This window comes from Allobosea sp. (assembly GCF_035944895.1).
Taxonomy (GTDB): Bacteria; Pseudomonadota; Alphaproteobacteria; order Rhizobiales; family Beijerinckiaceae; genus Allobosea.
Map to the genome: position 1 here is coordinate 181,087 of NZ_DASZAT010000008.1, position 17,216 is coordinate 198,302.

Genomic DNA, 17,216 nt, shown 5'->3' on the forward strand with positions numbered 1-17,216 from the left:
CGCGCCGCCCGTTCGCGTTTGAGAAACGGGGAAGTTCGGAAGCCGTGGGCAACGACCCCATGGACCAACAGCCGAGAATTGGAACAGCCCCTCATGACCACAGATTCGACGATCGCCAACGCCAAGATGGTAGCGCCTGCCGCCCCCCCGCGCCGCCAGCTCATGGATCAGCTGCTGCCCGCTGGCAGCCTGGGAGCGGTGACGCATTGGCTCCCGACGCAATGGCCGAGGATCGGCGGCAGGAAGCTCGCCATGCTTCCCGCTGATGCCTTCGAGCTGCCTGCCTACAAGCAGCACTACGTCGCCGGCGGCAGGATCGCTATCTACGCCGCCGGCTGCGGCTTCGATCATGCCAACTCCGCTGCCACCGGCCTCGTCGGTCTCGCGCGGCGCCTGATGGCGGCGGTCCACAAGCTGTCGACGACGACGCAGACCGATCTCCGGATGCGGCTCGAAGAGCTCAACAAGGACCATTACGCCGCGCTTACGACGAGCGCCGACGGTTACCCCTGCAGCGATCTAGGGTTCGACACCTGGATGATGCAACACATCCTGCCGCGCCGGCTGCCGCTCGCCGGCTCCCCCGTCGCGATCGGCGACCGCTGCCTCATCGTCCGCCTGCCGGCTGGCATGACGCCTCGGGAGTTCGACAAGCAGCTCGCCTATAGGATGAGGAATGCCCGCCTGAACAGCTGGCTCGAGACGCCGGACGGTCGGCGCCACTGCGAGTACCTCGGAATCGCCCCGGCCCAGCTCGCGCGCGGCACGGTGTACGGATTCAACGAGGCCCTGCGGCGCTCCGACGGAGAGGAGATCTACTTCTTCCGCCCCAAGTCGTTCGACGCCGACCGGCTGCTGCGCCTCGCCGAGACAATCGTCTACCGCTATGTCACGACGCCACCGACCCTGCGCAGGACCATCTCCTGGCGTTCTCGCGCGCAGGGAACGCGGTCGGACTTTCGGCCACCCGCGCCCTGACCTCGGTGCCGAGATATTGCAGCTCAGGCCGCCCGGTGCCCACCACCGCCTTTGGTCTCGCCGCTCGCAACCCTCTGGCTCGCGAGCGGCGATCGACCTCAGAGGGAATAGCGCCGGAACATCTTCATCACTTCGACGAGCTCGGCCGTGGTTGGCTTCTCATATTTCCGGGCGACCGTCCCGGGCGTGTGGCCGGTGATGGCATCGCGATAGCGCTCCTCGATGCCGAAGCTGGCCGCGATCGATTTCCAGGTGCCGCGCCAGCCGTGGTTCGGATCGACGTTCGGCCGCAGCTTGGCCTTGCTGCGGATGAAGACGGCGACGCCAGACGCGCGGACCTCGGAGGCGTCTCGCGATGCGGTCTCGGTCCGACCGGAGACCTCGGGCGGGTCGATGAAGAGCGGCCCCTTGCCGACACTTCGGACATAGTCGAGGAAGCCGATCTCGATGACATGCTCGTGCAGGGGCACCGTGCGGTCCTCATCCGTCTTGGTCTTGGTGAGGTCCATGACCCAGGCGCCGCCCTCGTTGCGAATGTGCTCGACCTCTAGGCTGACGAGTTCCTGGATACGGGCGCCGGAATAGGCGGCGAGCCAGGGCGCCCAGCGGTTCCCCGCGGCGGACTTGGGATAGCGACCGCCGATCTCCACCGCGCTTGCGGCACCGAGGATCGAGACGATCTCCTCGTGGTGGAGCCTCTTCTCGTGCTTGATCTTGCTGGCCCTCGGCAGTTTGATCGTCAGCCCCTGGATCGGATTCTCCTTGAGGCGCTCGCCCCCTTCGTCCGTGGTCGCGAAGTTCAGCACCGACTGGACCGCGACGAGGTCGTTGTTCCTGACGGTCTTCTTGCTGATGCCATCCTCGGTCGTTCGGTGCTTGATCCACTCCTTCACCCGTTCACGGGTCAGTGTCCGGAAGTCGGAATGGCCGGTGAAAGCGGAGAGCTTCTCGATCGTCGACTGGTAACGTCGGAGCGTGGACGGCTTGACGTAGTCGAGCATGGCCTCGCGCATGGCCTCAAAGAGCTGCGCGATGCTCATGATATCGCCCTGACCAGCTGCCGGCACTTGCACGGCAGCAGATGCCGGAGGAGCCGGAGGCGGCTCGAAAGGCGGGAAATAGGGGCGCTTCTCCTCGTCGCTGAAGTCGCCCTCCAGCATCCGCCCCAGCGCTTGGCTTCCGGAGAGCTCCGCCCGGCGGAACTCCTTTAGGAGGGAAGGGCGGCTGGCGTCGTCGCTTCGGACGCCTCTCATGGCCAGCGCGGCATCAACACGGGCGCCATAGCGGCTCTCGAGGGCAAGCTCCTCCTGGTCCGGAGGGATCGAGCCCGGAAGGACCGCTGCTATGACCGCGATGAAGTCGACGCCCTGCTCGGCGACGATGTCCTCGAGCCAGCCTTGGACGAGCTGGTCGCGTTCCTCTGATCCGCTTTCGGCGCGTTGGACGATGAACTTATCAAAGTCAGCGTTCATGGCCTCCCGCTCGGCGACCATCGACGCGTCATCGATCTCGCTGATTCGCTCACGATAGGCATCTGCGGAGAGGGCGACAGCCTGGCGCTTCGAGAGCGGCTGGGGGCCGGCCTTGACCGCATCCCAGTGCTTGAGGAGCGCATGATGGGCTTCTGCGTAGCGGCGAGCCGCTTCGTCAGGATCCGAGGTGCGCAGGCTGACTTCGACGTAGCCGGCGCTGATGGCGACCGGCGTGCGCCTGCCCCCAATGGGCAGGACGACGTGTCCCTGGACCTTGTCGACGATGTCGGATGGAACACGGACTTTGAGGAGCCAGTTGGCGCTGGTCCCCCGCTTGATCGGTCTGGCCATTCGTAAAGCCATTGAGTGAGCTTCCTGAGTGAGAGCTGATCTCACGGAAACCCTTGTTTTCACTTAACCCCCTGCGATCAAACAGGAAGAAAAGTGGTGCCCAGGAGAGGACTCGAACCTCCACGCCCTTGCGAGCGCCAGCACCTGAAGCTGGTGCGTCTACCAATTCCGCCACCTGGGCAACGGCGGTTCGTTTACGGGGGCCGAACGCGCCTGTCAACGGGCGAAGCCGGCTTTTTGACAATAGCGTGTCGGCCGCGCTGCGGGCGACGTCTCACCGCCTTCACAGCCGCGTTGCTATGCACTAGGACAGGCACAATAGAGCCAGTTTTCAGCGCTTCCAAACGGAGCTTCGCGTCGCCATGACGGTCCTGCCTCCCGCTTCGCAACTCGTCACGGTCTTCGGCGGCTCGGGCTTCCTTGGGCGCCATGTCGTGCGGGCGCTGGCGCGGCGCGGCTATCGCGTGCGCGCTGCCGTGCGCCGCCCGGACCTCGCCGGCTTCCTGCAGCCGCTCGGCATCGTCGGCCAGGTCACCGCGGTCCAGTCCAACCTGCGCTATCCCGATTCGGTCGCGGCCGCCGTGCAGGGCGCCGATGCGGTGATCAACCTCGTCGGCATCATGCGCGAGAAGGGCCGGCAGAACTTCTCCTCGGTGCAGGCGCAGGGCGCCCGCAGCGTGGCGCAGGCCTGCGCGCATTTCGGCGTCGATCGGCTGATCCAGGTCTCGGCGCTCGGTGCCGACGCCGAATCGAAGTCCGCCTATGCCCGCAGCAAGGCCGAGGGCGAGGCGGCGGCCCGGGCCCTGGTCAAGCAGGCGATCGTGCTGCGCCCCTCGGTGATGTTCGGGCCGGAGGACACCTTCTTCAATCGCTTCGCCTCGCTGGTGCGCATGCTGCCGGTGCTGCCGCTTGCCGGAGCCGAGACGAAGTTCCAGCCGGTCTTCGTCGGCGATGTCGCCGAGGCGACCGCGCGCGCCGTCGACGGCAAGGCCGAGGCCGGCAAGGTCTATGAGCTCGGTGGTCCCGAGGTGAAGACGCTGCGCGAGCTGGTCGACTATGTCTGCGAGGTCACCGGCCGCAAGCGCCTGATCGCGCCGATGCCCTTCGGCCTCGCCCGCCTGCAGGGCCAGGTCCTCGAGCTCGCGGACATGCTGACGCTCGGCCTGCTGCCGAACGAGTTCATCCTGACGCGCGACCAGGTCAGCCTGCTCCAGAGCGACAATGTCGTCTCGACGACGGCGGAGAAGGAAAGCCGCACCTTGCACGGGCTCGGCATTATCCCGGTCTCGGCCGAGGCCGAGGTGCCCGGCTATCTCTGGCGCTTCCGCAAGGCCGGCCAGTTCGCCACCGCCCGCGCCAGCTGAGCCCGGTCAGGGCAGCAGCACCAGCTTGCCGGCGGTTCGCCGGCTTTCCAGCGCCGCATGGGCTGCGCTCGCCTGTGCCAGCGGGAAACTCTCGCCGGGCAGCAGCCCGAGTTCGCCCGAGATCGCGAGCCTGAACAGCTCGCCGAGATCGCTTGCGAGGCGTTTGGGCGCCAGATGCGGCAGCAGTGAGAAGCCGGCGATCGTCCGGTTACCGAAGATCAGGGCCTTCAGCGCCTCGGTCTCCGGCCGGAAATCCGAGAGCGAGAGCGGGCCGTAGAGCACGAGGCGGCCGAACGGCGCCAGCAATGCGAGGCATTGCGCCGGGATGTCGCCGCCGGAGGCGTCGAAGATCAGGTCCGGACCGGCACCATCGGTCGCGGCGCGAACCTGCTCCGGCCAATCGACTTGTGTGTAGTCGATGCCGGCATCGGCGCCGAGTTCCTGCGCCAGCGCCAGCTTCTCGGCCGAGCTCGCCATGGCGATGACCCGCTTGGCGTCGCCGCGCCTCGCCAGCTGCACGAGCAGGCTGCCGACGCCGCCAGCCGCGGCGCTGATCAGGACGTTCTTCCCTGCTGCCGGATGGCTGCGCAGCAGGTGCAGCGCAGTCAGGCCCTGGACCTGCAGTGTCGCGGCTGCCGGGAAAGAGATTTCGTCGGGCAGGCGCACAACCACATCGGCACGGATCGCGACCTGTTCGGCATAGCCGCCGCTCTGCACGCCCGCGACATAGAGCGCGGCGGCGACACGGTCGCCGGCCGAGAAGTTGGTGACGCCTTCGCCGAGCGCGATGACCGTGCCGGCGATCTCGACGCCCGGAATGAAAGGCAAGGGCGGCGTCACCGCATAGCGGTCCTGCCGCATCATCACCTCGAAGAAATTGACGCCGATGGCGCCGACTTTGATCAGCACCTCGCCCGGCTGCGGTGAGGGCGCGTCGATCTCGACGATCTCGAGCACGTCGGGGCCACCGAAGCGGCTGTACTGGATGGCTTTCATGGCAGGCCTCACGCGAAGGGGATGAGCGTGGGCTGCGTTCTGGGCTAGGATGGCGGAAGCTGACTTCACACCGATTTGTTTGGAGCAGACCAAGAGGTGAGCATGGCCGACCCGATGAAGCGCCTGCCGATGCTGCCGGTCGAGCGGGCGCTCAAGGTGATCTCAGGCCGCTGGAAGGCCGTGATCCTCTACCAGCTCTTCGGCGGCCCCAAGCGCCTCTCTGAGCTGCAGAAACGCATTCCCCCGATCACCCAGAAGGTGCTGATCCAGCAATTGCGCGAGATGGAGGAGCACGGCCTCGTCAGCCGCGAGATCTTCGCGCAGGTGCCGGCGCGCGTCGATTATGCGGCGACGCCGCTCGGCCAGAGCCTCGCGCCAGTGATTGCGACGCTCTGCGACTGGGGACGCCGCCACGCCGCCGATCTCGGCGAGCTCGATGCCCTGTCGGAATGCCGCTACCGCCCCGGAGCGCGATCCGAGGCGGCCTGAGGGAGGGATCGCTGGGTCCCAAGCGACCGCGAGACGGCCGTCCCGGTAGACGCTTCAGAGCATGCTGGGCAGGACGCGGTCCGGCGGCTTATGCCCATCCATGAAGGTCTTGATGTTGACGATGACCTTCTCGCCCATGTCGGCGCGGCCTTCATGCGTGGCTGAGCCCATATGGGGCAGGACCACGACGCGATGCTGGCGGGCGAGCTTGAGCAGGCGCGGATTGACCGCCGGCTCGTGCTCGAACACGTCGAGCCCGGCGCCGGCGAGCTCGCCGGCCTCCAGCATGCGCGACAGGGCGGCTTCGTCGACGATCTCGCCGCGCGCCGTGTTCACCAGGATGGCGTCGGGCTTCATCAGCTTGAGCCGCCGGGCCGAGAGCAGGTGATAAGTCGCCGGCGTGTGCGGGCAGTTGACCGAGACGACGTCCATCCGCGCCAGCATCTGGTCGAGCGAATCCCAATAGGTCGCGTCGAGCGCTTCTTCGATGCGCGAATCGAGCCGACGGCGGTTGTGATAGTGGATCGACAGGCCGAAGGCGGCGGCGCGCCTGGCCAGCGCCTGGCCGATACGGCCCATGCCGACGATGCCGAGGCGCTTGCCGGTGATGCGGCGGCCCAGCATCCAGTTCGGCGACCAGCCGGCCCATTCGTCATCGGTGATGATGCGGGCGCCCTCGGCGATTCGCCGGGCCACGGCGAGGATCAGCGCCATCGTCATGTCGGCGGTGTCGTCGGTCAGTACGCCCGGCGTGTTGGTCACGGTGATGCCGCGCTGCACCGCGCTGGCGACGTCGATATTGTCGACGCCGTTGCCGAAATTGGCGATCAGGCGCAGCTGATCGCCGGCCTGGGCGATCAGCCCGGCGTCGATCTTGTCGGTCACGGTCGGGACCAGCACGTCGGCGGTCTTCATCGCCTCGACCAAAGCGGCCTGGCTCATCGGCGCGTCATCGAGGTTGAGCCTGGCGTCGAAGAGCTCGCGCATACGCGTCTCGACCACGGCCGGCAGCTTGCGCGTGACCACGACCAGGGGCTTCTTCTTCGTCATGGGCGGCTCCCCTCAGGCTCCGATGGTGCTGGCGCTGCGCCCGGCCGGGCGCGACCAGTGGCCGCAGCGTCGCCATTCCGCCTCAACCCCCCATTAACCGAGGCGCATCAGGAATTGAGTCGGGCCGTTTCGACGGTCGGCAGCCGTTTCGTTCTCTAGCAGCGTTGCGGCGGAACACAACCTGACCCTTCGGCGCGAATGCGCCGGAAGCGGGGCAGGCGAGGAGTGGGTGGGATGACGGTTCAGACGACGCGCAGTGCGCTCGGCCTTCTGGTTGCGGCGGGCGTTGCCCTGTTGGCGATGCCGGGTTCAGCCCAGGAGGTCGCCAACGGCCCGGTCTCCGGCTTGCCGCTGCCGCGCTATGTCAGCCTGAAGTCGGACCGGGTCAATCTGCGCGAGGGGCCCTCGAAGGAACACCGCACCAGCTGGGTGTTCCAGCGCGCCGGACTGCCGGTCGAGATCACCGCCGAATTCGAGACCTGGCGCCGCGTGCGCGATGCCGACGGCACCGAAGGCTGGGTGCTGCACAGCCTGCTCTCGGGGCGGCGCACCGTGCTGGTCTCGCCCTGGTCGAAGAACAAGGGCGAGACCTTCTCGCTGCGCGAGACGACCAGCGAGAGCGCGCCGGTGGTGGCGACGCTGGAGCCCGGCGTCATCGCCAATGTGCAGTCCTGCCAGAATGCCTGGTGCCGCGTCACGGTCAGCAAGATGTCCGGCTACATCAAGCAGGACCGGCTCTGGGGCGTCTATCCCAACGAGACCGTGCAGTAGCGCGCTGGGGCAGCTCGCTGCAGGGCGGCTTCAGCCGCCGATCTTGCGCAATCTGACGACGACGTCGACCCGGCTGATCTCGTAGCCCTGGGGCGGCGGCGGCAATTCGGCGACGTCGACCGCCGAGGCCGGGATGTCGATGACCTTGTCCTCGCCATCGACGACGAAATGGTGATGGTCGCTATTGTCGGTGTCGAAGAAGGTCTTGGCGCCGTCGATCGCGAGCTCGCGCAGCAGGCCGGCCTGAGTGAACTGGTGCAGCGTGTTGTAGACCGTCGCGAGCGAGACCGGCACGCGCGCCTTCATCGCCTCCTCGTAGAGCATCTCGGCGCTGATGTGCCGGTCGCCCTTGGCAAACAGCAGCCAGCCGAGCGAGACGCGCTGGCGCGTCGGCCGCAGGCCGACCCGGCGCAGCTTCTGGCGCACATCATGGAAGGGGCAGCCCTGCCGTGCGTCCGCTCCGTAGCCCTGCTCCTGCGTCTGGCCGTCCATGCCGCGCGTCGTCTCCGTGAAACCGTCCCAGCATCGGGACATCATCGTTTAGATTCGATGTAAGGCCTTGGCTACCTGGCCGCAAGCATAGTGGTGCTGCTGACAGGCTCCGGCACGCGATCTTGGCAGGAAACGGGCCCCGTTCCGGATCGCTGCCATGCCCGATGTCGCCCTGCTCTGGCTGTTCTTCTGCTTCGTCTTCGGCATCATCATCGTGCCGGGCATGGACATGACCTTCGTGCTCGCCAATGCGCTCGCCGGCGGGCGGCGGCTGGGACTCTACGCCACGGCCGGCGTCGTCGCCGGTGGCGTGGTGCATGTCGTGGTCGGGGCTCTCGGCGTCGGTGCGGTGCTGAAGCTGTTTCCGGCGCTGTACAATGTGCTGCTGCTCGTCGGCGCGCTCTACATCGCCTGGATCGGGCTTTGCCTGCTGCGCAGCGGCGCCTCGCTCGGTGCAATCCCCGCCGCGCGGTCGCTTGGCCCGGTCGCGGCCTTCCGGCAGGGCATGCTGACCTGCCTGCTCAATCCCAAGGCGTATCTCTTCATGTTCGCGGTGTTTCCGCAGTTCCTGCGGCCCGAGGCCGGCGGGATCTGGCTGCAGGCGGCGATCCTCGGGGTGATCATCGCCGTGACACAGTTCGGCGTCTATGGTGGTCTGGCCATCGCCGCTGGCGGCGGGCGAGGCGTCTTGGCCGGTCATCCCCGGGCCGAGGCGGCTCTTGGTCGCGCGGTCGGCGTGCTGCTGATCGTCGTCGCCACCGTCACGCTCGCCGAGGGCTGGCGCAGCCTTGCCGGCTGATCATCCACGGTCGAGCCAGACCTGCGCCCTTCCGTTCCGCAGCGCCACCGTGTTAGGCACGTTGCATCGGGAGTTGGCCGCCGGATAATTTGCGGCCGGAATGGAGTGAAGTCGGATATGGAGCGGCAATCGTCATTCAGCTACGAGGAGATCCTCGCTTGCGGGCGCGGCGAGCTCTTCGGGCCGGGCAATGCGCAGCTGCCGCTGCCGCCTATGCTGATGTTCGACCGCATCGCCGAGATCAGCGAGACCGGCGGCGAGCATGGCAAGGGCATGGTGCGCGCCGAGCTCGACGTCCGGCCGGACCTCTGGTTCTTCGACTGCCACTTCAAGGGCGACCCGGTGATGCCGGGCTGCCTCGGCCTTGATGCGCTCTGGCAGCTCACCGGCTTCTTCCTCGGCTGGCTCGGCCTGCCGGGCCGTGGCCGTGCGCTCGGCGTCGGCGAGGTCAAGTTCGCCGACCAGGTGCTGCCTACCGTCAAGCATGTCGTCTACGGCGTCGACTTCAAGCGCGTCTTCAAGTCCAAGCTCGTCCTTGGCATCGCCGATGGCTGGCTCGAGGCCGACGGGAAGCGCATCTATACGACGACCGATATGCGCGTCGGCCTGTTCAAGCCCGAAGCGGCCTGAGCAAAAACCGTCCCGACGCCTTGCCTTCGCCGGCCGCGCAGTCCATTTGCGCGGTAGGCGATCTATTACAGGTCCGGGGTTGGCCTCCCGGCCCGTCACCAAAAGAGCCGGAGAAGCAGCATGAGACGCGTTGTGGTCACCGGGATGGGGATCGTCTCGTCCATCGGCAACAATACGCAGGAAGTGCTGGCCTCGCTGCGCGAGGCCAAGTCCGGCATCTCCTATGCGGCGGATTTCGCCGAGCACGGCTTCCGCAGCCGGGTCGCCGGCGTGCCGACGCTCGATCCTGCGACCGTGCTCGATCGCCGCGCCATGCGTTTCCATGGCGGCGGCTCGGCCTGGAACCAGGTCGCGATGGAGCAGGCGATCCGCGACGCCGGTCTCGAGGACAAAGAGATCAGCCATGATCGCACCGGCATCATCATGGGCTCGGGTGGTCCCTCGACCCGGGCGCTGATCGACGCCTACGACAAGGCGCGCGAGAGCGGCTCGTCCAAGAAGGTCGGTCCCTTCGCCGTGCCCAAGGGCATGTCCTCGACGGCCTCGGCGACGCTCGCCACCTGGTTCAAGATCAAGGGCGTGAACTATTCGATTTCTTCGGCCTGCGCGACCTCGAACCATTGCATCGGCAACGCCTATGAGCTGATCCAGTGGGGCAAGCAGGACGTGATCTTCGCCGGCGGCTGCGAGGAGCTCGACTGGACGCTCTCCGTGCTGTTCGACGGCATGGGCGCGATGTCCTCCGACTTCAACGAGACGCCCGCCGTTGCTTCGCGCGCCTATGATGCGCGCCGCGACGGCTTCGTCATCGCGGGTGGCGCCGGCGTCGTCGTGCTGGAGGAACTCGAGCACGCCAAGGCCCGCGGCGCCCGCATCTATGGCGAGATCGTCGGCTATGGCGCGACCTCGGACGGCTACGACATGGTCGCCCCGTCGGGTGAGGGCGCGGTGCGCTGCATGCGCATGGCGCTCGACGGCGTGAAGGCCAAGGTCGACTACATCAACCCGCACGGCACCTCGACCCCGGTCGGCGACGCCAAGGAGATCGAGGCGATCCGCGAAGTCTTCGGCGCCGGCGAGAAGAGCCCGCCGATCTCGGCGACCAAGTCGCTGACCGGCCATTCGCTGGGGGCCACCGGCGTGCAGGAAGCGATCTACTCGCTCTTGATGCTCAACAACGACTTCGTCTGCGAGAGCGCCCATATCGAGGAGCTCGACCCGGCCTTCGCCGACATGCCGATCGTGCGCAAGCGCATCGACAATGCCGGCCTCGGCTGCGTGCTCTCCAACTCCTTCGGCTTCGGCGGCACCAACGCCACCATCGTGATGAAGCGGCTCGAAGCCTGAGGCGCGGGCCATGCTCTTCATGGTGATCGAGCATTTCGACCAGGCGCGGGTGAAGGAGATCTACGCCCGCTACCATGAGCATGGCCGGATGATGCCCGAGGGCCTGACCTATATCGACAGCTGGATCTCGGCCGATTTTGCCCGCTGCTTCCAGGTGATGCAGTGCGACGACGTCACCAAGCTGCAGGAATGGGTACTGGCCTGGGGCGATCTTGCCCGCTTCGAGATCGTGCCGCTGGCGAGCTCGAAGGACACGGCGGCGGCCGTGAAGAAGCATTTGTAGTGGCTAAGCTGGCGGGCTTAGTGGTTAGTAGGTCCTGCCGGCGGCACCTTAGCGTTCTCCTTCTCCTCCCTCCGAGTTCCTGAATCCCGTTCGAGACAGGCATATGCTCCCCTTGATGCACAATAAGCGCGGCCTCGTCATGGGTGTCGCCAACCAGAATTCGATCGCCTGGGGCATTGCCCGGACCCTGCATGCGCATGGTGCCGAGATGGCCTTCACCTATCAGGGCGATGCGCTCGGCAAGCGCGTCAAGCCGCTCGCAGAGAGCATCGGTTCGAAGCTGGTCATCCCCTGCGATGTCGAGGACGTCGCGACGGTCGACGCCGCCTTCGCCGCGATCGACGAGGCCTGGGGCGGCGATCCCGAGCGCAACACGCTCGATTTCCTGATCCACGCCATCGGCTTCTCCGACAAGAACGAGCTCAAGGGGCTCTATGCCGACACCACCCGCGAGAATTTTTCGCGCACCATGGTGATCTCCTGCTTCTCGTTCACCGAAGCCGCCAAGCGCGCCGCAGAGCGCATGCCGCACGGGGGCAGCATGATCACGCTGACCTATAGCGGCTCGACCCGCGTGATGCCGAACTACAATGTCATGGGCGTCGCCAAGGCGGCGCTCGAAGCCAGCATGCGTTATCTCGCCGCCGATTACGGGCCGAAGGGCATTCGCGTGAATGCGCTCTCGCCCGGGCCGGTGCGGACGCTGGCTGGCGCCGGCATCTCGGATGCGCGCGCCATGTATTCCTGGCAGCGCGCCAACTCGCCATTGCGCAAATCGGTGACGCTGGACGAGATCGGTGGCTCGGCGCTGTATTATCTCTCGGATCTGTCCGGCGGCGTCACCGGCGACATCCATCATATCGATGCCGGCTACCACATCACCTCGATGCCGGTGCTGGAAGGCCTGCGGGCCGCCGATACCGGCAACGGCGACTAACTCGACCAGGCCCTTCCGCCGCCTGCAAGGCGAGGCTATCCTCCGCTTTGGTGGAACCTGGGGCGCATGCTGCCGGTTCGATCAGTGAGCCATGGAGGACGCTCATGGTCACGGTGAAATACGAGATCGTCCAGCACGATGGCGGCTGGGCTTACAAGGTCGGCGACGCCCTGTCGGAAACCTTCCGCTCGCACGATGCGGCGCTGAAGGCGGCCAACAAGGCGGCTGCTCGTCAGAAGCGGCCTGGTGTCACCGACGGCATCATCTATCAGGATGCCGGCGGAAAATGGCACGAAGAGCTGGCCGATGGCCGTGACCGGCCGAACACGAGAATCGTCGACGGCGACTGACGGCGCCTCTCACCGCTGCGTGAAGAACGTCAGCAGCACCTTGCCCTTCTCGCCGAGCAGGCAGAGGAAGCGGCGCGGCTTGTCGGATTTGTCGGTCTTCAGATAGGCCTCGCCCATGATGATGCGCGTCACCGGGGTGTCCTCGACCTTGGTCTCGGCCACCGCGATCGTCAGCCCGTCCTCGTCGATATAGATGTCCTTGATCTCAGGCTCGCGCGCCGTCAGCGCCGCCATCGCGGTCGCCTTGCAGGCGGAGAGTTCCGGCGAGGACGGCTTTTCGACTGGCGCCGGAGAAGCTGGCGCGGCGTTCTGAGCGAGGACGGGAGCCGCGAGAGAGGCGAGCAGAGCGGTGGCGCAGGCGGTCTTTCTGAGCATGTGAACCTCGGTTGTTGCCGAGGTTCAACGCGGATGGGCCTGCCTGGTTCAATCCCGGCGGCCGTGATCAGCCGTCGAGGGCCTGTTTCAGGTCGGCGATCAGGTCGTCGGCATGTTCCAGCCCGATCGAGAGGCGGACCAGCCCGTCGCCGACGCCCATGCTGGCGCGCACTTCCGGCGTGAAGCGCTGATGCGTCGTCGTCGCCGGATGGACGATCAGGCTCTTGGCGTCGCCGAGATTGTTGGAGATGCGGATCAGCCTGAGCCGGTTGAGGAAGCTGTAGGCCGCGTCCTTCCCGCCCGCGACCTCGAAGGCGATCAGCGTCGAGGGGCCGCTCATCTGCCTGGCGATGATGCCGGCCTGGGGATGGTCGGGATCGCCGATGAAGGCGACATGCGGCAGGTCCTTGCGGCTCTTGAGCCAGGCGGCGACCGCAGTCGCGTTCTGCGCCTGCTGGCGGATGCGCAGGGGCAGCGTCTCCAGCGCCTTCAGCATCACCCAGGCGTTGAAGGGCGACAGGGCCGGCCCGGTCTGGCGCAGATAGGTCTGGATGTCGGCCTCGATCAGCGCCTTCGAGCCGAGGATGAGGCCGCCGAGGCAACGGCCCTGGCCGTCGATGTGCTTGGTGGCGGAATAGACGACGAGATCGGCGCCGAGTTCGAGCGGGCACTGAAACAGCGGCGTCGCGAAGACATTGTCGACCACGAGGATGACACCGGCCTCCTTGGCGATCGCTGCGACGGCGGCGATGTCGATCACCTCCAGCGTCGGATTGGCCGGGCTTTCCAGGAAGAAGAGCCTGGTGTTCGGCCTGATCGCGGCACGCCAGGCGGCAGGGTCGGTGCCGTCGACCAGCGTCGACTCGACGCCATAGCGCGGCAGGTGGTCCTCGATCACGTAACGACAGGAGCCGAACAAGGCGCGCGCCGCGACGACATGATCGCCCGCCCGCACCGGGGCCATCACTGCCGCGGTAACGGCAGCCATACCGGTCGCAGTGGCGCGGCAGGCTTCGGCGCCCTCGAAGGTCGCCATGCGCTGCTCAAGCATGGCGACGGTCGGGTTGGACAGGCGCCCGTACTGGAAGCCGGGATCGGTGTTGAGGAAGCGGCCCTCGGCCTGCTCGGCGCTGTCGTAGACATGGCCCTGCGTCAGGAACAGCGCTTCCGAGGTCTCGCCATATTGCGAGCGCAGCGTGCCGGCATGGACGAGCAGGGTTTCGGGATGCAGCGCTGTCGCGCCCGTCGCGTCGTTCGCCATGAGATGCCGTCCGGTTCGTTCGATATAACGGACGAAGGGAATATCACTGTCGCCCGCGTTCGTAAAGGCGAACGAATTTTCTGCGTAGGGAACGGTTCGTCAGATCGCCGCGCCGTCGCTGACGATATCCGCGCCGAGATCGACGCGCACCGCCCGCACGATCTGCGCTTCCGCCTCCGCACCCCGTCTCCGTGGATGGGCGACCGTGATCTTGTGCTCGGCGATGATCTGGCCGGGCGCGCCCGAGAGCACCACGACCCTGTCGGCGAGATAGGCGGCTTCGTCGATGTCGTGAGTGACGAACAGCACGGTCTTGGCGGTCCGGCGGCGGACCTCGATCAACTCGTCCTGCAAGGTCTCGCGCGTCAGTGCGTCGAGCGCCGAGAACGGTTCGTCCATCAAGAGGATCTCGGGCTCGACCGCGAGCGCGCGCGCCAGCGAGACGCGCTGGCGCTGGCCGCCGGAGAGCTGGTGCGGCCAGCGCTGGGCGAGATGGCCGAGGCCGACGAGGTCGAGCATCTGCTGGGCCTTGGCGAGGCGCTCGGCCCGCGCCGTCTGGCCTTCGAGCCCAAAGCCGACATTGGCGATCACCTTGCGCCAGGGCAGCAGCCGCGAATCCTGGAAGACCAGCGCGACCGGCCGGCGGGTATTGTCCTTCGCATTGATCACGACCTCGCCGCCGCTCGGCCTGGCGAGGCCGGCGATGACGCGCAGCAGGGTCGACTTGCCGACGCCGGAGGGACCGACGATGGCGAGGAACTCGCCACGCGCGACGGAGAGGTTGAGCTTGTGCAGCACCTCGGTCGCTTCGCCGTCGCGGGTGAAGGTGAGCGACAGCTCCTTGATGTCGATCACGCTTTCCAACGCAGCACCCATCCCTGGAAGGCGACGAACAACGTATCGAGCAGGCCGTAGAGCGCCGCCATGGTCAGCATGTAGATCACGACGAGGTCGGTCGCGAGCAGGCTGGAGGCCTGCATCATGCGCTGGCCGACGCCGGCGACGCCGAAGATCTCGGCTGCGACCACGGCCATCCAGGCCTGGCCGAGCGCGGTGCGCACGCCGATCAGGATGCCAGGCAGTGCCGCCGGCAGCAGGATCTTGGTCAGGCGCTGGAGCGGCGAGCGGAAGCCGAAGGCGTCGGCGACCTCGATCAAGTCGCGGTCGACGCCGCGGATCGCGCCCTGGGCAGCGAAGAAGACGATCCAGAACACGCCGATCGCGATGATGAACACCGCCGCCTGCGGGTTGACGCCGAACCAGATGATCGCGAACGGCACCCAGGCGAGGCCCGGGATCGGCCGCAGCAGCCGGACCACCCAGGCGGTCGTCTCTTCGGCCAGTTTCGACATGCCGGTGAAGACGCCGAGCGCGATGCCGAGGCCGGCGCCGGTGAAGAGGCCGATGAAGTAATGGCCGAGCGAGCCCATGATCGCCGAGAGCCAGGCGCCCGACTTGACTTCGCGCAGAAAGGCGGCGGGCAGGGCGCTCGGACCCGGCAGGAAGGCCGGGTTGACGACGCCGAAATAAGGGATCGCCTCCCAGAGCAGGAGGAAGGCGACGAGGCCCGTCAGGGCAAGGGCCGGAGCCCGTAGTGAACGCAAGTCGATAGCCCCGTCAGCCCTTGATGGCGCGCTCGTAATACTGCGTCTCGAACAGGCCGTCGAACGGAAGTTCCTTCTCGAGCGAGCCGAGCTTGACCTGATAGGCCTGCATGGCGCGGGCCGGCTCGATAATCTTGCGCGGGTCGATCTCGAAGCGGGTTGCCGGCGAGACCAGCGCCTTCTCGATCAAAGCGGGGTCGACAATGCCCTTGCCGAGCGCAGCGCCGACATGGGGCGCTGCCTTGGCGGGCGTCTTGACCAGGACGTCGGCAGCCTTGACCAGGCCGGACACCAGTCCTTGCACCGCGGCGGCGTTCTTGGTGGCGAAGGCACCGGATACGGCGACGACGGTGCCGGGCTGGCCGGGGAAGACGTCTTCGCCGCCGGCGATCAGCTTGATGCCGGGATTGCGTGTCTGGATGATCGTCAACGCCGGCTCGCGCACGATCGCGCCCTCGACGGCGCCGGCGAGCACGGCCTGCTGCGTCGCGTCGATGCCCATCGGCACGATCTCGACATCGCCCTTGTCGGCCTTGGCGACCTCCCAGAGCCAGTATTGCAGCACGGTGTTGGGCACCGAGCCGGCCGGCTGGGTGGCGAGGCGGGCCGGCTTGCCGGTCGCGGCCTTGTGCGCCTTGAAGGCGGCGGCTGCGCTCGTGCCTGCCGTGAAGAACTTCGCCAGAGCCGGAGCGGCGACGAAGACGTTTTCGCCCGTTGCGGTCGAGGCGACGACGCGGATGTCGACGCCGCGCGAGCGGGCCACGGCGAGCGGGGCGACGCCGGCGACATAGAGGTCGATCGTCCCCGAGGCGAGCGCCTGGATCATGTTCGGGCCGGATTCGAACACCGTGAACGTCGGCGTGATGCCGGCCTGCTTCAGCCAGCCCTCGCCATTGGCGACGAAAATCGGGGCGGTGCCGATGACCGGGATGTAGCCGATCCGGGCCGGGACCGCCTCCTGGGCGCGAGCGCCAAACGGCAGCGTAGCGGCGAGCGACGAGCCGGCGAGCAGGAACTGGCGGCGGTCCATGATCTAATTCCCCAGATGGTGTGTGATATCTAGCCTATTGACGTCTGATAAAAGGATTTTCTATCTAAAGACAAGCATTGCCCTTCAAAAAGAAGAAAATTCTCCATTGCCTCGGATTGGCAAAGGGTTTTTTCTCTCTCACCATGGATCGAGAGATGGACGCCATCGACCGCAAGATTCTGACCGTGCTGCAGGCTGACTCCAATATCTCGATCGCGGAGCTCGCCGATCGGGTCGGGCTGTCGCAGACCCCGTGCTGGAAGCGCATCCAGCGGCTCGAGCAGACCGGGGTGATCATCAAGCGCGTCGCGCTGGTGGCGCCCGAGAAGATCGGGCTCGGCCTCACCGTCTTCGTCCAGATCGAGACGGCCGACCATTCCGGGCCCTGGCTGGAGAAGTTCGCCCAGAGCGTCGCGGCGATGCCGGAGGTGATCGAGTTCTACCGCATGGCCGGTGACGTCGATTACATGCTGCGCGTCGTTGTCGCCGACATGGCCGCCTATGACACCTTCTACAAGAAGCTGATCGAGACGATCCCGCTCAAGAACGTCACCTCGCGCTTCGCCATGGAGCGGATCAAGGCGACGACGGCCTACAAGGTGCCGGACCTGCCGAAGGCGTCATAGGCTTCATTGCG

At 66.7% G+C, this 17,216-nt stretch carries 20 protein-coding genes and 1 tRNA gene; 11 read left to right on the plus strand and 10 right to left on the minus strand.

Annotated elements, in window-relative coordinates:
- Nucleotides 1-93: 93 nt before the first annotated feature.
- Nucleotides 94-978: a hypothetical protein gene (locus tag VGV58_RS12480; RefSeq protein WP_326874335.1), complete on the plus strand. Its 885-nt coding sequence runs from the start codon at nucleotides 94-96 to the stop codon at nucleotides 976-978.
- A gap of 98 nt (nucleotides 979-1,076) precedes the next feature.
- On the opposite strand, the gene VGV58_RS12485 is transcribed toward VGV58_RS12480, so the two are convergent.
- Together VGV58_RS12485 and VGV58_RS12490 are read right to left on the minus strand one after the other, a co-directional pair.
- Nucleotides 1,077-2,801, minus strand: a complete 1,725-nt coding sequence (locus tag VGV58_RS12485) for a tyrosine-type recombinase/integrase (protein WP_326874336.1) — start codon at nucleotides 2,799-2,801, stop codon at nucleotides 1,077-1,079.
- Nucleotides 2,802-2,895: 94 nt separating this feature from the next.
- Nucleotides 2,896-2,982, minus strand: a tRNA-Leu gene (locus tag VGV58_RS12490).
- Nucleotides 2,983-3,163: 181 nt separating this feature from the next.
- On the opposite strand from VGV58_RS12490, the gene VGV58_RS12495 reads away from it, so the two are divergent.
- Nucleotides 3,164-4,165, plus strand: coding sequence for a complex I NDUFA9 subunit family protein (locus VGV58_RS12495; protein ID WP_326874337.1), 1,002 nt, complete (start codon nucleotides 3,164-3,166; stop codon nucleotides 4,163-4,165).
- 6 nt (nucleotides 4,166-4,171) lie between these two features.
- Here the strand turns inward: VGV58_RS12495 and VGV58_RS12500 are convergent, their stop codons facing one another.
- The gene (locus tag VGV58_RS12500) at nucleotides 4,172-5,161 is read right to left on the minus strand and encodes a quinone oxidoreductase family protein (RefSeq protein WP_326874338.1); all 990 of its coding nucleotides are present in this window, start codon (nucleotides 5,159-5,161) and stop codon (nucleotides 4,172-4,174) included.
- Between the two features lie 102 nt (nucleotides 5,162-5,263).
- On the opposite strand from VGV58_RS12500, the gene VGV58_RS12505 reads away from it, so the two are divergent.
- Nucleotides 5,264-5,650 carry a winged helix-turn-helix transcriptional regulator gene (locus tag VGV58_RS12505; RefSeq protein WP_326874339.1) on the plus strand — a complete coding sequence of 129 codons (387 nt, stop codon included), beginning with the start codon at nucleotides 5,264-5,266 and terminating at the stop codon, nucleotides 5,648-5,650.
- Between the two features lie 54 nt (nucleotides 5,651-5,704).
- Here VGV58_RS12505 and VGV58_RS12510 read toward each other — a convergent pair whose 3' ends face one another.
- Nucleotides 5,705-6,700 carry a 2-hydroxyacid dehydrogenase gene (locus VGV58_RS12510; RefSeq protein ID WP_326874340.1) on the minus strand — a complete coding sequence of 332 codons (996 nt, stop codon included), beginning with the start codon at nucleotides 6,698-6,700 and terminating at the stop codon, nucleotides 5,705-5,707.
- 234 nt (nucleotides 6,701-6,934) lie between these two features.
- On the opposite strand from VGV58_RS12510, the gene VGV58_RS12515 reads away from it, so the two are divergent.
- The gene (locus VGV58_RS12515; protein ID WP_414643954.1) at nucleotides 6,935-7,471 is read left to right on the plus strand and encodes an SH3 domain-containing protein; all 537 of its coding nucleotides are present in this window, start codon (nucleotides 6,935-6,937) and stop codon (nucleotides 7,469-7,471) included.
- A gap of 30 nt (nucleotides 7,472-7,501) precedes the next feature.
- On the opposite strand, the gene irrA is transcribed toward VGV58_RS12515, so the two are convergent.
- Nucleotides 7,502-7,963 (minus strand): iron response transcriptional regulator IrrA, encoded by a 462-nt coding sequence (gene irrA / locus VGV58_RS12520; RefSeq protein WP_326874916.1) that lies wholly within the window; start codon nucleotides 7,961-7,963, stop codon nucleotides 7,502-7,504.
- Between the two features lie 157 nt (nucleotides 7,964-8,120).
- Here irrA and VGV58_RS12525 point away from each other — a divergent pair, with 157 nt between their 5' ends.
- The 6 genes from VGV58_RS12525 to VGV58_RS12550 all read left to right on the plus strand — a co-directional run bounded on the left by VGV58_RS12525 (nucleotide 8,121) and on the right by VGV58_RS12550 (nucleotide 12,309).
- Complete coding sequence (locus tag VGV58_RS12525; protein ID WP_326874341.1) at nucleotides 8,121-8,762, plus strand: LysE family translocator; 642 nt, start codon at nucleotides 8,121-8,123, stop codon at nucleotides 8,760-8,762.
- 117 nt (nucleotides 8,763-8,879) lie between these two features.
- Nucleotides 8,880-9,392: a 3-hydroxyacyl-[acyl-carrier-protein] dehydratase FabA gene (fabA, locus tag VGV58_RS12530; RefSeq protein ID WP_326874342.1), complete on the plus strand. Its 513-nt coding sequence runs from the start codon at nucleotides 8,880-8,882 to the stop codon at nucleotides 9,390-9,392.
- Nucleotides 9,393-9,512: 120 nt separating this feature from the next.
- On the plus strand, nucleotides 9,513-10,739 hold the full coding sequence (fabB, locus tag VGV58_RS12535) for a beta-ketoacyl-ACP synthase I (protein ID WP_326874343.1): 1,227 nt from the start codon (nucleotides 9,513-9,515) through the stop codon (nucleotides 10,737-10,739).
- A 10-nt stretch (nucleotides 10,740-10,749) separates the two neighbouring features.
- Nucleotides 10,750-11,022 (plus strand): DUF3303 domain-containing protein, encoded by a 273-nt coding sequence (locus tag VGV58_RS12540; protein ID WP_326874344.1) that lies wholly within the window; start codon nucleotides 10,750-10,752, stop codon nucleotides 11,020-11,022.
- 103 nt (nucleotides 11,023-11,125) lie between these two features.
- On the plus strand, nucleotides 11,126-11,959 hold the full coding sequence (fabI, locus tag VGV58_RS12545) for an enoyl-ACP reductase FabI (protein ID WP_326874345.1): 834 nt from the start codon (nucleotides 11,126-11,128) through the stop codon (nucleotides 11,957-11,959).
- Nucleotides 11,960-12,063: 104 nt separating this feature from the next.
- The gene (locus VGV58_RS12550; RefSeq protein WP_326874346.1) at nucleotides 12,064-12,309 is read left to right on the plus strand and encodes a DUF2188 domain-containing protein; all 246 of its coding nucleotides are present in this window, start codon (nucleotides 12,064-12,066) and stop codon (nucleotides 12,307-12,309) included.
- Between the two features lie 9 nt (nucleotides 12,310-12,318).
- On the opposite strand, the gene VGV58_RS12555 is transcribed toward VGV58_RS12550, so the two are convergent.
- The 5 genes from VGV58_RS12555 to VGV58_RS12575 form a co-directional block, all read right to left on the minus strand.
- Nucleotides 12,319-12,684 carry a hypothetical protein gene (locus tag VGV58_RS12555; RefSeq protein ID WP_326874347.1) on the minus strand — a complete coding sequence of 122 codons (366 nt, stop codon included), beginning with the start codon at nucleotides 12,682-12,684 and terminating at the stop codon, nucleotides 12,319-12,321.
- Nucleotides 12,685-12,751: 67 nt separating this feature from the next.
- Nucleotides 12,752-13,945, minus strand: coding sequence for an O-succinylhomoserine sulfhydrylase (metZ, locus tag VGV58_RS12560; RefSeq protein ID WP_326874348.1), 1,194 nt, complete (start codon nucleotides 13,943-13,945; stop codon nucleotides 12,752-12,754).
- Between the two features lie 99 nt (nucleotides 13,946-14,044).
- Entirely contained in the window at nucleotides 14,045-14,821 is a 777-nt protein-coding gene (locus VGV58_RS12565) for an ABC transporter ATP-binding protein (protein WP_326874349.1), read from the minus strand.
- The gene (locus tag VGV58_RS12570) at nucleotides 14,797-15,549 is read right to left on the minus strand and encodes an ABC transporter permease (RefSeq protein ID WP_326874350.1); all 753 of its coding nucleotides are present in this window, start codon (nucleotides 15,547-15,549) and stop codon (nucleotides 14,797-14,799) included. The genes VGV58_RS12565 and VGV58_RS12570 overlap by 25 nt, the downstream gene beginning before the upstream one ends.
- A 13-nt stretch (nucleotides 15,550-15,562) precedes the next feature.
- Nucleotides 15,563-16,579 carry an ABC transporter substrate-binding protein gene (locus VGV58_RS12575; RefSeq protein WP_326874351.1) on the minus strand — a complete coding sequence of 339 codons (1,017 nt, stop codon included), beginning with the start codon at nucleotides 16,577-16,579 and terminating at the stop codon, nucleotides 15,563-15,565.
- Between the two features lie 155 nt (nucleotides 16,580-16,734).
- Between VGV58_RS12575 and VGV58_RS12580 the strand changes: the two genes are divergently transcribed.
- A complete protein-coding gene (locus VGV58_RS12580) occupies nucleotides 16,735-17,205 on the plus strand; it encodes an Lrp/AsnC family transcriptional regulator (protein WP_164547550.1) in 471 nt (156 codons plus the stop codon).
- Nucleotides 17,206-17,216 lie beyond the last annotated feature (11 nt).